The organism is Streptomyces sp. NPDC002888, from assembly GCF_042888465.1.
Taxonomy (GTDB): Bacteria; Actinomycetota; Actinomycetes; order Streptomycetales; family Streptomycetaceae; genus Streptomyces.
This window is the reverse complement of the sequence record NZ_JBIAPU010000004.1, coordinates 135,419-148,525: the sequence shown is the minus strand read 5'-3', so window position 1 is coordinate 148,525 and position 13,107 is coordinate 135,419. Positions and strand designations below refer to the sequence as shown.

The 13,107-nt window shown below is 65.2% G+C and carries 7 protein-coding genes; 1 reads left to right on the top strand and 6 read right to left on the bottom strand.

The genetic code is table 11. The annotated features are described in order from the left end of the window. The first annotated feature begins 120 nt into the window (after positions 1–120). The gene (locus ACFYWX_RS08370) at positions 121–2,346 is read left to right on the top strand and encodes a hypothetical protein (protein WP_389423184.1); all 2,226 of its coding nucleotides are present in this window, start codon (positions 121–123) and stop codon (positions 2,344–2,346) included. Positions 2,347–2,734: 388 nt separating this feature from the next. Here ACFYWX_RS08370 and ACFYWX_RS08365 read toward each other — a convergent pair whose 3' ends face one another. The 6 genes from ACFYWX_RS08365 to mrdA form a co-directional block, all read right to left on the bottom strand. Continuing rightward, complete coding sequence (locus ACFYWX_RS08365) at positions 2,735–4,792, bottom strand: restriction endonuclease (protein WP_389423183.1); 2,058 nt, start codon at positions 4,790–4,792, stop codon at positions 2,735–2,737. A gap of 468 nt (positions 4,793–5,260) precedes the next feature. Further along, positions 5,261–7,240: a TIGR03960 family B12-binding radical SAM protein gene (locus ACFYWX_RS08360; protein WP_389423182.1), complete on the bottom strand. Its 1,980-nt coding sequence runs from the start codon at positions 7,238–7,240 to the stop codon at positions 5,261–5,263. Positions 7,241–7,342: 102 nt separating this feature from the next. Beyond that, entirely contained in the window at positions 7,343–8,851 is a 1,509-nt protein-coding gene (locus tag ACFYWX_RS08355; RefSeq protein ID WP_389423181.1) for a CHAD domain-containing protein, read from the bottom strand. A gap of 45 nt (positions 8,852–8,896) precedes the next feature. Next, a complete protein-coding gene (locus ACFYWX_RS08350; protein ID WP_389423180.1) occupies positions 8,897–9,505 on the bottom strand; it encodes a hypothetical protein in 609 nt (202 codons plus the stop codon). Positions 9,506–9,529: 24 nt separating this feature from the next. Next, complete coding sequence (gene rodA / locus ACFYWX_RS08345) at positions 9,530–10,729, bottom strand: rod shape-determining protein RodA (protein ID WP_389423179.1); 1,200 nt, start codon at positions 10,727–10,729, stop codon at positions 9,530–9,532. Beyond that, positions 10,726–12,981, bottom strand: coding sequence for a penicillin-binding protein 2 (gene mrdA, locus ACFYWX_RS08340; protein WP_389423178.1), 2,256 nt, complete (start codon positions 12,979–12,981; stop codon positions 10,726–10,728). Before mrdA ends, rodA begins: the two co-directional genes overlap by 4 nt. Positions 12,982–13,107: the final 126 nt, after the last annotated feature.

The following is a 13,107-nucleotide window of genomic DNA, read 5'->3' as shown; positions in this document are numbered from 1 at the left end:
GGAACTCGAAGAGTTGACAGGGGACATACAGCCGAGCATTATTTAAAGAGAAGTTCACTAACATCTTGGCTCTATACGGCTTCAAGATATGTTCCGCTACATAGGCGAGGAGCGGAAACTATGACTTCGTCTGGCGAGCACTGCATCGTCATATCAGGAGATGTCGTCGTCGGTTGGGCCCTTACTAGCACAGCCAAAGAGCCTTCCGGAGATCCCGTCGGCAAATGGTACGACCAAGATAAAGTGAAGGTCAGGCCCCTGGAAGGCGGGGCTTGGCTACTGAGCAGCATAATTCAGAAACTTAAGCCACCTGGCTTCTGCGTGGCGTCACCAGACTGGGGAGAGCCCTTCGATGATCAGAATTTCAACAAATACAATCATTATTTTGCGACCCTGAAGAATTTCGAGCCGAACAAGGACAAGGACCCTGTATGGAGACAATCCTTGATTCAGGGCTATAGTCGCCGCCCAGTCCCTTGCGGCGGCATTAATCCCTCGTCTCCAGAAAACCAACATCTCGACTACGTAATCCCTAATGACCCTGCCAATCCTGACATAGTTGTTATCGAGGATGCGGGCGTCGGCTACAGAGATGTGCACGATGCGCCTTGCTGGCCAAGATCGATCGAAGCTGATACAGGGCAAGCTCCCTGGTGCATCATCGAAGCGGGGTACGGCGCAGGAAGTGGCGGTGGCATAGCTCGGGGAGAATTGTGGGCCAGACTTAGCAGCGAGTCACGGCTTGACCGCCTCATCGTGGTAACAACTGCCGAAGATTTGCGACATGACTCCAAACTCGAAATAAGCAAGAATCTATCATGGGAAAGAACTGCAGAAGATTGCGTGCATGCGATTCTAAAGCAAGGTCGACTATCCCGCTGTCGCTACTTTGTGATTTCTTTCGGGCCGGTCGGTGCACTTCTATATGATCACGACCAAGATGACTTCAGATTGCATTTCGAACGCCGAAATATGGAGGACGCCGAGACGTACAAAAAGGGCGGCATGTGGGGATTCACAACCACACTGACAGCCGCTATCTCCATGGCGCTGATGGAACACTGCAAGAACCCTTCCTCTCCTCCGCACATAGACACCGCAATTGAAGCAGCTCTTGAGGCCGTGCGGGCAGGCTACGAGGAGGGATACAACATAAATGGCAAAACCAAGGGCGGGTTTCCTGCAATCGACTTCCCCATACAGACCGTGACGAGTGAAATAAAGAGAGTGTCGAAAGAAATGACAAAAGGCGGGGAAGGTGACACGTTCGGTCAAGTACATATTCCGAAGCCAACTCAGCGTAGCGATTCTGCTCGTGCTCCCAAATGGTCAATGCTAGGGGAATGGATATCACAAGACACGGCGACAGCAGAGAAGGTCGTCAAATACGGTATTGACTTCGCCCTGCCGGAGGTGCCGATCGGCAGGTATGCAGGCCTAGTGACTGTAGATCGCAAAGAAATTGAAAGCTACGAATCAATAAGGAACCTGGTTCGAGCATACTGGAATCGACCGGTGACGCGTAATCCAGAACCTGTCTCGATAGCTGTTTTCGGCGCTCCAGGAAGCGGCAAATCATACGCAGTCAAGCAGGTGGTCGAGTCTTTGCAGCTGCCTCATAAATTTTTGGAATTCAACCTATCGCAATTTGAGTCAGTTACCGATCTGCTGAGCGCTTTTCATGTTATAAGGGATATTGGACTCCGAGGTGAATTCCCAGTAGCGTTTTGGGATGAGTTTGACGCCTTTCATGAGAGGGATCTAGGGTGGGTTCGGCACTTCTTGTACCCGATGCAAGATGGGAAGTTCCGACAAGGTGAAATTGAGCATCCCATTGGCCGAGCACTGTTTGTTTTCGCAGGAGGCACCTCTCATAGCTTGGATGCCTTCGAAGGGCGACATGATTTTGAGGCCGCGAAAGGGCCAGACTTTATGAGCAGGATACGCGGTCATGTAAATCTTCTTGGAACCAATTCAGGGAAGGGCGATCGATACCACGTAATACGTCGAGCCATTCTTCTCCGCACATGGCTCGAGAAATTTCCTAAGCTCATGGATGAAAAGGGAAACGCCGATATCGATGATGGTGTGCTTAGGGCCTTCTTGCACGTTCCCCGCTACAAGCATGGCGTACGATCGATGAAGGCCATTGTTGAAACCAGTTCCTTGTCACGAGCTAGCCAATTCGGACGATCCAATCTTCCCGCTCCTGGACAGCTTGCCCTCCACGTAAACGCGAGGGATTTTATGTCGCTGGTTCGAACCGGCGAATTGAACGCACAGCCAGCGAAACAGTCTGGCGAGAACCGGCGTCAGCGGACGCGTTCGAATCGAAAGCGAAAATGAGTCTGTGGGGCGTAAAAAACTGATGAACCCGATACAGGTTGCGCAAGGTGCGGCTGACGTGCGCACTACTGATCCGCCGAATTGCTAGCGGGCCGGGGGGAATTGATGCGGTAGATCGAGCGCGGCCAGTGGCCGGGAGTTGGTGCAGATCAGTCTGCCATCGATACCTGCCTGGTGCCCGCGGCGACACCCCCGGAAGCGTGTCCGCGCCGGCCCCACGTGCGGCCCTTGAACGACCTCAGAGCCTGCCACCCTCGTCTTGGACCTGCACGCACAGCCGGTCCATTGCGTAACCGCCCTCAGCGGCGGCAGCCTCTTCCGCTGTGGCTCAGTTATGGACATGGATCGAACTGGGGGCAAATTCCGCACTACGTGTGGCCTCGAGACGTCACTCAACATCGATGCCATGGTCACGGACGAGCTGCTCCAGGCCGCCCATGTAGCCCTTCCCACCCAGCACAAAGTCCCAGTCTCCATTAGACCTGCGCCGGAAGGAACCGAGCACCAGCGCGGTCTCACCGGAGCGACCGTCGGAGACCTCGAGGCAGCCGAGTTCCGTCATCGCCGGGTTCAGCAGTCGGATGCAGGCATCGGTGAACCCGGACAGGTCGGCCGGAGGGTTCACCTCGGGGTTGACGGCCGCAACCAGCACAAACCGATCAGCCTCATCTGGCAGTGCGTCGAAGGAGACACGGATTGCTGCCTTGTCCGGAGCCGAAGCCAGTACCGCACGTACCGAGCCGTCCGGGGTCTGTGGGTTGTTGAAGAAGACGAAGTGGTCTTCGCTGAGGACTTGGTTGCCGCGGCAGACAAGCGCGCAGACATCCAGCGCGACGTTGCCGGACCACGTCATGCCCAATACGTTGTAGTCACCGGGCGGAGTTGAAGGATCGGACAGCGCCGGCCGCGCCGGGGCCGCTCGTTCGCCCTCCCCGAGGCGGCCACGGAGGCCGTGCCGATGCAGCAGGTCGACGAGTTCGCTGCCTGAGATGAGTTCCAAAGGCTTGCCGCGAGCGAAGGTGTGCGAACCAGGACCGAAGCTCGACGTGGTCACCAGGACACCCTTGTTGGCACCGGCGTCCTGCACCGTCCCGTACAGGTCGCGTACCGCAGTGGGCGACACGGTGTTGCGGTAACGCTTCACCTGGACGACGATCTTGCCGCCTCGGATGGGTGTCGGGTCCAGGGCGTCGACATCCACGCCGCCGTCGTTCGAGCGCTGAGTCGTCACCGCCTGCATCCCCATGGCACGGAACAGCTCGGCGACGAGTGATTCGAAGGCAATCGGATCCATGTCGTACAGGTCCGGCTCCTCATCACCGCCATGGGTGACGACACCGTTCCCGACATCCTGGGGCTTCCGACTCGGCCGTACAGACGTAAGCTGATCAGGCCGGGCCGCAAGCTGTGCCCTCAGCGCCTCCGTCAGACAGCTGGTCGGGTCCACCTGCTCCAGATGCAGGTCTGTGAAGACGGCCCGCTGGGCCATGACGGTCGCCAGGTAGATGTGCGCTTGCCGTCCTGTCGCCGGATCATGGGCGTCCACGAAACCGTTCAGCGCCACCGAGTCCAGGATGCCGTACTCGTCCGCCGAGAAGAGCTGATGCAGGACCAGCAGCATGCTCTGCGCCATTACCTCCCGGTACAGCGCACGGCGCTGGCTCACGGGACGTGCGGTCTCCTTGTCCTGGTCCGAGGCCTGTACGTACCTCACCGACTTTGCTTCCGGTACGACGTCGTACCCAGGCAGCTCCCAGTCCAGCACCAACTGCCGCGCTGCCGCATCGAAGGCCGCCGAGACCTGCCGAGGAAATCCCTCGGGCCATGCCGAGGACGCGTAGAGAGCAGCCGTGAAGTACTCGACCACGGTGTCGGGGTCACCTCGTCGGACGCCCTGGGCCACCTCGTTGATCCCGGCGTTGTGCCGACGCACCTCCGACCGCTGAGCCTCAGCCCACTGCTCGTAGTCTCGTTGCAGGGCCGCTAATTGCTGCTGCCGCTGTACTTCGGCAACCTGTGCAGCCTGCCAGTCCCGCTCGAAACGAGCCCGCGCCTCGGCCTGAGCCTGTGCGCGCCGGTTCGCGGTCCAGCCTCCCTGAGCCTGGTACTGATTCGGATCAGGCATACGCACCGGCCACGCGAGCTGACCAGGGTCGAACGGCGCGATCTCTTCAACGCGCGTCAGGGACGACGCCCTGAATGCCGGCGCCTGGCACCCAGCGGCCAGCAGTCCCTGCGACGTGGCGACCTGAGCTTCCAGCTCCTCCGTACGCCGCCTGGCCTCCGCATGCCGATAGTCCCGGTGGCTCTGAGTGGCAAACCGCTGATACGCCCGCGCTTGTCGCGCTTCCTCCCGGCGCTGTCTGGCCTCAGCTTCCACTTGGCGCTGTTGTTGACGCTGCATCTCAGCCCAGACACCGACCAAACCAGCAGAGCGACGACTCATGCGCTACAGGCCCTCCCCAGGACGTCGGCACCGCCGACCACACGCTGGTTGCCCCAACAACCAGAAGTACTTAAACGACTTTATCCAGCAATGACCGTCCCGGATATCAACTTGCCACAGGCAACCGGAATCGGCCATCCGGGCAGGTCGTCACAACCCGCAGGCGGCGACAAGGCCTCGTCTTGTAGAGGCACCGAGTTGCTCTCAGACACCACTGAGCCCCCTCCGTTTTGAAGGGGGCTCCCATGGTCATCCGGGGACTTCGGTGAGACCGCAGAGGCTCAGACCCACTCCACCTCCGAGTGAATGTCCGAGGGTCCTCCACAACCCGGCAGCGGCGTACGAGGCCTGTGCTGCGGCACTGCCTGCCGGCGACTCGATGAGCCGACTGCAGCCAGCACAGCAGCGACCTCGTCCTCGCTCACCCCCGCCAGCGCCTCAACCACCCGATCGAGTGCCTCGCTCACCTCAGTGCGCGTGACCGCTCGGTGCCGGCGTCGGACCCGCGTTCTTGACCGTAAGAGGCAGCAGCTTCTTCCCGGTCGGTCCGATTTGTATAGCCGTGTCCATCTGCGGACACACCCCGCAGTCGAAGCACGGGGTCCAGCGGCAGTCCTCGACCTCGGTCTCGTCGAGGGCGTCCTGCCAGTCCTCCCAGAGCCAGTCCTTGTCGAGGCCGGAGTCGAGATGGTCCCAGGGGAGGACTTCCTCGTAGGAGCGCTCGCGGGTGGTGTACCAGTCGACGTCGACGCCGAAGGGGGCCAGAGCCTTGTCGGCGCACTGCATCCAGCGGTCGTAGGAGAAGTGCTCGCGCCAGCCGTCGAAGCGGCCGCCGTCGTCGTAGACCGCGCGGATGACCGCGCCGATGCGCCGGTCGCCCCTGGACAGCAGGCCTTCCACGATGCCCGGCTTGCCGTCGTGGTAGCGGAAGCCGATCGAGCGGCCGTACTTCTTGTCGCCGCGGATCTTGTCGCGGAGCTTCGTCAGCCGCGCGTCCGTCTCCTCGGCCGACAGCTGCGGCGCCCACTGGAAGGGGGTGTGGGGCTTGGGGACGAAGCCGCCGATCGACACCGTGCAGCGGATGTCGTTGGCGCCGGAGACCTCGCGGCCCTTCTGGATGACGCGCATGGCCATGTCGGCGATCTGGAGGACGTCGTCGTCGGTCTCCGTCGGCAGGCCGCACATGAAGTACAGCTTCACCTGGCGCCAGCCGTTGCCGTACGCCGTCGAGACGGTCCTGATCAGGTCGTCTTCCGAGACCATCTTGTTGATGACCTTGCGGATGCGTTCCGAGCCGCCCTCGGGGGCGAAGGTCAGACCGGAGCGCCGGCCGTTGCGGGTCAGCTCGTTCGCCAGGTCGATGTTGAAGGCGTCGACGCGGGTGGAGGGGAGGGAGAGGCCGATCTTGTCTTCCTCGTAGCGGTCGGCCAGGCCCTTGGCGATGTCGCCGATCTCCGAGTGGTCCGCGGAGGACAGGGACAGCAGGCCCACCTCCTCGAAGCCCGTCGCCTTCAGTCCCTTGTCGACCATGTCGCCGATGCCCGTGATCGAGCGCTCGCGCACCGGGCGCGTGATCATGCCGGCCTGGCAGAAGCGGCAGCCGCGCGTGCAGCCGCGGAAGATCTCCACCGACATGCGCTCGTGGACCGTCTCGGCCAGCGGGACGAGGGGCTGCTTCGGGTACGGCCACTCGTCCAGGTCCATGACCGTGTGCTTGGACACGCGCCACGGGACACCCGACCTGTTGGGGACGACACGGGCGATGCGGCCGTCCGGCAGGTACTCCACGTCGTAGAACGCCGGGATGTACACCCCGCCCGTCTTCGCCAGGCGGAGGAGGACCTCCTCGCGGCCACCCGGCCGGCCCTCCGCCTTCCACTCACGGATGATCCGCGTCATGTCGAGCACGGCCTGCTCGCCGTCGCCGATGACCGCCGCGTCGATGAAGTCGGCGATCGGCTCCGGGTTGAAGGCCGCGTGGCCGCCCGCGAGGACGATCGGGTCGTCGATCGTGCGGTCCCTGGACTCCAGCGGGATGCCCGCCAGGTCCAGCGCCGTCAGCATGTTCGTGTAGCCCAGCTCCGTGGAGAAGGACAGGCCGAACACGTCGAAGGACTTCACCGGTCGGTGGCTGTCCACCGTGAACTGCGGGACGCCGTGCTCCCGCATCAGCGCCTCCAGGTCCGGCCACACGCTGTACGTGCGCTCGGCGAGGACGCCCTCCCGTTCGTTCAGGACCTCGTAGAGGATCATGACGCCCTGGTTGGGCAGCCCGACCTCGTAGGCGTCCGGGTACATGAGCGCCCAGCGGACGTCACAGGACTCCCACGGCTTGACCGTGGAGTTGAGCTCTCCGCCGACGTACTGAATCGGCTTCTGTACATGCGGGAGCAGAGCTTCGAGCTGCGGAAACACAGACGCAGCGGCCTCCGCGGATTCGGCAGGCATCTCGCGAACCTTCGTGAGCTGACAGGGGTGACCATCTAGCGTAACGCGGCTGCGGACCTCCCTCGTACGCCCGGACGGCCGAGCGGCTCCTCCCCCGCTCGCTCAGATGTCCGTCCCGCTCCTCACCGACGCCCACATTCCGGGCAGCTCCGCCTCCACCACCGCCGCCCGGTGCTCCTCCCGCCCGTACAGCACCCCGTACGTGAAGGAGCTCTCCCCTGCCGCGTGCGCCACCGCGGACAGCTCGCGCAGGGTCTGGCGGGCCATGACGCTGTCCTGGTGGTCGCCGAGCAGGCTCTGCAGCGACTTCATGGACTTGACCAGGCCCTTGGCCGGGCCGCCGAGCACGGGAGCGGCCGTCTCCGCCGCGTAGCGGGTCCGCTTGGCCTTCTTGCGGGCCTCATGCAGCCCGAGGTCCCGGTCGTGGCCGGGTGGCTGCTCCATGGCCTCCTCGACCAGCGCGGAGACCTTGCCGAAGTCCTTGCGTACGGCCTTGGCGAGCACCTTGGACGGTTTGCGGCCGGCCGCCTTTTGCAGGGGCGGGTCGGCGACCAGGGCGTCAAGGGTGTCGAGCAGGGTCAGATAGCGCTTGGAGTCGAGGACGCCCAGCACCCTGCGGCGCGAACCGCCGTGCCCGGCACCGGCCCAGCTGTTCAGCCGCTCCCGTATCGGGCCGGAAACCAGGGTGGCGGACAGCTCGTCGAGGGCCGTGGTCAGGCGCTCGGTGAGCACCTCCTGGTCGCGGCCCACGCCCAGCTCGCCGGCCAGCCACTTCAGCTCCGCGCCGACCTCGTCGGTGACGGTCCGGTCGAGGACCTTGGGGAAGGAGCGGAAGGTGCTGCGCAGCCGACGGGTAGCGACCCGCATGTCGTGCACGGAATCCTCGGCGTCCCGGCGCACGGCCGGGTCGAGCTCGACGATGGCGTCCCGCTGGGCCCGGACGTACGCCATGACGTGGTCGCCGGCGGTGACGGGGTCGCCGGGTTCCGTCGCGGCCTTCGGCCGCTTGCGCCGGGGAGCCGTCTCCGCGAGCGCCCGTGCCAGCTTCGACGCGGACTTCGACGGCCGTACGCCCGCCTTTCGCAACCGCTTCTCCACCGTGTCCAGGAAGGCCGGGTCACCGCCGTCGGCGAGTTCCACCTCGATCTCGGTCCACTGGGCGGTGCCCTCGCCGCCGAACAGCCGCTCGGCCCGTACGGCGTCCACGCCGACCTCGGCGAGCAGCTGCCCGCCCTCGTCGACGAGGTCGCGTACGTCCCGGTCGGAGCGCAGCCGGATCACCGCCACCAGCTGGCCTGCGCGGACGCGCGAGCGGACCAGTCCCGCGAGCTCGTCCGGGACGGTGTCGGAGAGGGGGGCCTGGATCTCGTCCCGGACACCGGGGCCGACCGGCAGCTTCAGGTGCCAGCCGGCGTCGGAGCCGCCGGTGCGGCGGCGCAGGGTGATGGAAGCCGCGGCCAGGCGCAGGTCGGAAGTGTCGTAGTAGGTGGCGTCCAGTTCCGCGACGCCCTTGTCCAGGACGGACGCGACGCCGGCGACACCGGTGAGGTCGGGAAGCCCACTGTCGTCGGATTCGTACTTGCGCTCGATCTCGCGTTTCGTCTCCGCCATGAAATGAATCTAGTGCCAGATGGGCGCAGACGGCAGAGGGGCACCTCAGGTCGTCAGCAGGGCGCGCATCGCCTCCCCGTCCGGGAACGGCGCGTCCTTGGCCGTCCGGGAGACGACGTGGACGTGGGCGTCCTCGAACTGGTGGTACGACAGGGGTTCCGGTCCCTGTCCGACGATCACGACGTTGTGCTCCAGGCGCCAGCTGACGTACCGGGTGTCGTATCGGGGCTGTCGGATGTCGTGGTTCGGCAGGCCGAGCCGGTCGGTGAAGCGCTGGACGACGGTGCCGAAGTGGGCGTCGAACTCCGGCCGCCAGGCGCCTTCCTCGCTGGTCCAGCCGGGCAGCGTGCCCCAGCAGTCCTCGTCGAGCAGGCCGCCGTCGACCGAGTAGAGGTAGGCGAAGGGCAGGTAGAGCGAGCCGTCGCCGTCGCAGGTGACGAAGTGGCCCTGCGGTGTGACGCGGGTGGCCTCGGGGACGTCGGGCGTGTCCTCGTACACCCGCCCCCGCACCGCTTGTGACCAGTCGGGCCAGCCGACCTCGCGCATCCGCGCCTCGACGACGTCGTCGTCGGTCAGGTCCAGCTCCGCCAGACCGAGGAGATGGCCGACCAGCTCCTCGGTCACCGGGCACAGGGCCACGTACTCCTCGGACATCCCGCTCCCCCCTCGCAACCGCCGCTACGCCGACATCGGCCGCTGCACCCGAATGGACTGCAACAGCCCCACCGCCACCCACACCGCGAACATCGAGGAGCCGCCGTACGACACGAACGGCAGGGGCAGTCCGGTGACCGGCATGATGCCGAGGGTCATGCCGATGTTCTCGAAGGCCTGGAAGGCGAACCAGGCGACGATCCCGGCGGCGACGATCGTGCCGTACAGCTCGGTCGTCTCGCGGGCGATGCGGCAGGCGCGCCACAGGACGATGCCGAGCAGGAGGATGATGAGCCCCGCGCCGACGAAGCCCAGCTCCTCCCCGGCGACGGTGAAGACGAAGTCGGTCTGCTGCTCGGGCACGAACTGGCCGGTGGTCTGGGAGCCGTGGAAGAGCCCCGACCCGGTCAGCCCGCCCGAACCGATCGCGATCCGCGCCTGGTTGGTGTTGTAGCCGACGCCCGCCGGGTCGAGCTCGGGGTTGGCGAAGGCCGCGAAGCGGGCGATCTGGTATTCGTCCAGGATGTGCAGCTGCCAGACGGCGATCGCGCCGGCCGCGCCCGCGCTGATCAGGCCGAAGACCCAGCGGTTGGAGGCGCCGGAGGCGAGCAGCAGGCCCAGCACGATGATCACCATGACCATGACCGAGCCGAGGTCGGGCATGAGCATCACGATCAGCATCGGCACGGCGGCCAGGCCCAGGGCCTGCAGGACGGTGCGTTGGTCGGGGTACTGCCGGTCGCCCGCGTCGACCCGGGCAGCCAGCAGCATCGCCATGCCCAGGATGATCGTGATCTTCACGAACTCCGAGGGCTGGAGCGAGAAGCCGCCGCCGAGCACGATCCAGGAGTGCGCGCCGTTGACGGTGGAGCCGAGCGGGGTGAGCACCAGCAGGATCAGGAGGACCGAGAGGCCGTAGAGGATCGGCACCACGTTGCGCAGGGCGCGGTGGCCGAGCCAGACCGTGCCGATCATCAGGACGAGCCCGATGCCGGTGTTCATGAGGTGCCGGACCAGGAAGTAGTACGGGTCGCCCTGGTTGATCTCGGTGCGGTTGCGGGTGGCCGAGTAGACCAGGATCGAGCCGAGCAGCGACAGGGCGAGACCCGACAGCAGTATCGGCCAGTCGAGCCGGCGGACCAGCGAGTCGCGGGCGAAGATCCGCGTCCAGCCGGCCCGTTCGGGCCCGTAACCGGAGACCTGGAAGCTGTTCGCCCCGGTCATGAGAGCATCCTCCGGCTTCCCCTCTTACGGCCTCGTCTGCGGGTGTCCCGGTTGGTGGCCGTCGGCGACGCGACGGTGCCCGCCGGCTGGCTTTCGTCCGGGGCCTTCTCGCCCTCCTGGCTGGCCCGCTGGTCCTTGGCGGGGTCCTTGGCGACCTTCGGAGCGGTGATCGAACCGTCCGTCCTGATCTTCGGCAGGCTCTCCTGCGGGGTGGGCAGCAGGGCGTTCTTCTTGTCGATCTTGCCGTCGTCGGAGACGCCGTACAGCGCGTCGTAGATGTTGCGCACGGCGGGACCCGAGGCGCCGGAGCCCGTACCACCCTGGGAGATCGTCATGACGACCGTGTAGTCCTTGGTGTACGTGCTGAACCACGAGGTGGTCTGCTTGCCGTAGACCTCGGCGGTGCCGGTCTTGGCGTGCATCGGGATCTTCTCCTGCGGCCAGCCGACCTGGGCGAAGCGCCAGGCGGCCGTACCGCGGGTGGCGACGCCCGCGAGGGCCTCGTCCATCTCGCCGAGCGTCGTCCGGCTTATCGGCAGCTTGCCGTGCGACTTGGGCTTGATCTCCTGGACGGTCTTGCCGTCGGCGCTGACGATGGCCTTGCCGACCGTGGGGTCGTGGAGGGTGCCGCCGTTGGCGATGGCGGCGTAGATCGTGGCCATCTGGATCGGGGTGACGAGGGTGTCGCCCTGGCCGATGGAGTAGTTGATCTCGTCACCGGCGCGCATGAGGTTGCCTTCGAGGCAGTTCTCGTAGGCGATCTTCTCGACGTAGTCGCCGTCCTTCTTGCCCATCTTGCACCAGGCGTCCTTGTTCGCCTTCCAGAAGTTCTGCTTCCACTGGCGGTCGGGGACGCGTCCGGTGACCTCGTTGGGCAGGTCGATGCCGGTCTCCTTGCCGAGGCCGAACTGGTGGGCGGCCTTGAAGAAGTAGTCGTTCGCGCCGCCCTTCTTCGGCTTGAGGCCGCCGTCCCTCTGCCACTCCTTGTGGGCGAGGCCGTAGAAGACGGTGTCGCAGGAGACCTCGAGGGCGCGGCCGAGGGAGATCGGGCCGAAGTTCTCCGACTCGAAGTTCTTGAAGACCTGGCCGCCGACCGAGTAGGAACTCGTGCAGGGATAGCGGCCGTTGAAGTCGTAGCCGGCCTCGACGGCGGCGGCCGTGGAGATCACCTTGAAGGTGGAGCCGGGCGCGGACTGACCCTGTATGGCCCTGTTGAGCAGGGGGTAGTTGGAGGCCTTGCCGGTGAGCTTCTTGTAGTCCTTGGCGGAGATGCCGCCGACCCAGGCGTTCGGGTCGTAGGAAGGGTTGGACGCCATGGCGACGATCCGGCCGGTCTTGGCCTCCATCACGACGACCGCGCCCGAGTCGGCCTTGTAGTTTTCGTTGGTGTTCCGGTCGAACTGCTTGCGGGCCTCCTTCATCGCGTCGTTCAGCTCGTACTCGGCGACCCGCTGGACGCGCGCGTCGATGCTGGTGACGAGGCTGGAGCCGGACTCGGCCGGGGTGGCCTCGGCCTGGCCGATGACGCGGCCGAGGTTGTCGACCTCGTAGCGCGTCACGCCGGCCTTGCCGCGCAGCTGCTTGTCGTACTGACGCTCGAGGCCGGAGCGCCCGACCTGGTCGGAGCGCAGGTACGGCGAGTCGGTGTCCTGGGCCTTGGTGATCTCCTCGTCGGTGACCGGCGAGAGGTAGCCGAGGACCTGGGCCGTGTTGGCCTTGCCGGGGCCGGCGTAGCGGCGGACGGCCTCGGGCTCGGCGGTGATGCCGGGGAAGTCCTCGGCGCGCTCGCGGATCTGGAGGGCTTGCTTGGGTGTGGCCTCGTCGGTGATGGGGATCGGCTGGTACGGCGAGCCGTTCCAGCAGGGCTGCGGCGTCTTGGCGTCGCACAGGCGGACCTTCTGCATGACGTCCTGGGGGGCCATGCCGAGGACGCCCGCGAGCTTGGTGAGGACGGCCTTGCCGTCGTCCTTCATCTTCAGCAGGTCGGTGCGGGAGGCGGAGACGACGAGCCGCGTCTCGTTGTCGGCGAGGGGCACTCCGCGCGCGTCCAGGATCGAGCCGCGTACGGCGGGTTCGACGACCTGTTGGACGTGGTTGCCGGAGGCCTCCTTGGCGTACTCGGCGCCTTCGCGGATCTGGAGGTACCACAGGCGCCCGCCGAGGGTGCCGAGGAGGGAGAGGACGAGGATCTGGATGACGATGAGCCGGATCTGGACCCGTGGGGTCCGGCCGGTCTCGGGAATGTTGGTCACTGCGGCTGTCTCCCCCTCTCAGTGCGCGGACGTATGTGCGCGAACATGTGTGCTGACGGCGGACGGGTGTGTGCGTACGCATGGTGAACGACCGGCCTGTGAGGCCCCGTTCCGCCGGGACCTCCC

Coding starts and splice junctions, on each gene's coding strand:
- ACFYWX_RS08360 (WP_389423182.1), bottom strand. CDS start 7,240: ATGCCTGCCGAATCCGCGGAGGCCGCTGCGTCTGTGTTTCCGCAGCTC.
- ACFYWX_RS08370 (WP_389423184.1), top strand. CDS start 121: ATGACTTCGTCTGGCGAGCACTGCATCGTCATATCAGGAGATGTCGTC.
- ACFYWX_RS08365 (WP_389423183.1), bottom strand. CDS start 4,792: ATGAGTCGTCGCTCTGCTGGTTTGGTCGGTGTCTGGGCTGAGATGCAG.
- rodA (WP_389423179.1), bottom strand. CDS start 10,729: ATGACCGGGGCGAACAGCTTCCAGGTCTCCGGTTACGGGCCCGAACGG.
- ACFYWX_RS08350 (WP_389423180.1), bottom strand. CDS start 9,505: ATGTCCGAGGAGTACGTGGCCCTGTGCCCGGTGACCGAGGAGCTGGTC.
- ACFYWX_RS08355 (WP_389423181.1), bottom strand. CDS start 8,851: ATGGCGGAGACGAAACGCGAGATCGAGCGCAAGTACGAATCCGACGAC.